This window comes from Oleiphilus sp. HI0067 (assembly GCF_001635735.1).
Window position 1 is genome coordinate 1 of record NZ_LWFI01000070.1, and the last position, 1,186, is coordinate 1,186.

At 46.9% G+C, this 1,186-nt stretch carries 2 protein-coding genes; one reads left to right on the top strand and one right to left on the bottom strand.

The window, feature by feature from the left end; translation table 11 throughout:
• The coding region (locus A3739_RS29115; protein WP_068499897.1) for a hypothetical protein at positions 1–586 on the top strand (586 nt) is incomplete at its 5' end.
• A 5-nt stretch (positions 587–591) separates the two neighbouring features.
• Here A3739_RS29115 and A3739_RS01180 read toward each other — a convergent pair.
• Positions 592–1,186 (bottom strand): TetR/AcrR family transcriptional regulator (locus tag A3739_RS01180; RefSeq protein WP_068499899.1); only part of this gene is annotated, 595 nt, incomplete at its 5' end.

Below are 1,186 nucleotides of genomic sequence, written 5' to 3' on the forward strand. Positions count from 1 at the left end.
CACGGAGCTTGTTCACCCAAACTTAGACTCTCTTGGCCCTCGCTTTAAATTGATTGGCGACAACCCAAAACCAATCAAGAAAACCAGCGAAAAGCAAAAAGAAAACGATATGCGTAGCATCCGCTTCGACTCAATGGGAAGTTATCGTGATCTTTGCCGCATGGTGATTTGCAACGCGCAACGAAAAGTATTCATGCTGTGTGAGAGCCTTGACGACCCTATCTTGAATGATCGTGAAGTTATCTCGCACATCCAAGAACTAGTGCTACACAGCCGACACGTCGAAGTGCGCTTACTCCTCGAGAATGATCGCCACCCGAGCTCAGGGCACAGCGCAATTCTCGATTTAGCACAACGACTTTCAAGCTTTGTGAGTATCAGAAAAATACATGACAAGCGCATCGCACCAAAAGAGTGGCTATATCTCTGTGATGACCTGCATGCCGTTGAACGTCGTCGCGAGCATGGATACAAAGGCCAAGCCTTCGTTGAAAGCCCAATGACATTACAACGCCTCAGTTATCAATTTGAAAACTTATGGCTGCATTCTGCACCGTCTTCAGAACTGAGACGTTTAGCGATCTAAAATCACTATTCTGATTTTGTCGGACCTTTAAGTACCGACAAAATCATCTCTGCCGCATACAAAGACATCTCTTCCACCGCCTCAAGGCTCACAAACACGCCATCTGTTTTTAAACGACACAAGCCATGTAAGGTCGCCCATGTCGTTTGCGACATACGCGTTGCATCAAACGAAGACGGCATCCCTCCCTGCTCTTTTAACTGACTAATAATTTTTGTATAGCGTCGAAAGGTTGCATGACCTTTTTCCGTCAACTCTGGTGAAGGTTCGTTCCGCCATGTCACCGCACCAAACATCAATTCATACTTCTCAGGATTCTCTGCTGCATAACGCACATAGGCAATCACGTAGTCTTTAAGCCTTTGTTGAATCGATGCGGGATCATCACTCAAACCCGACTGATCAAGCAAAGCATTTAAATCATCAAAAGACCGTTCAGCCACCGCGCACAGCAATGCATGTTTAGACGAAAAATGGTGATATGGCGCTTGGCGCGACACATTCGATCGCTCCGCCAACTCACGCAAGGTCAAACCCGCAATACCTCGCTCGCTCATCAAGGCTTCGGCATTTTCCAACAAGGTGTTGCGCAAATCCTGA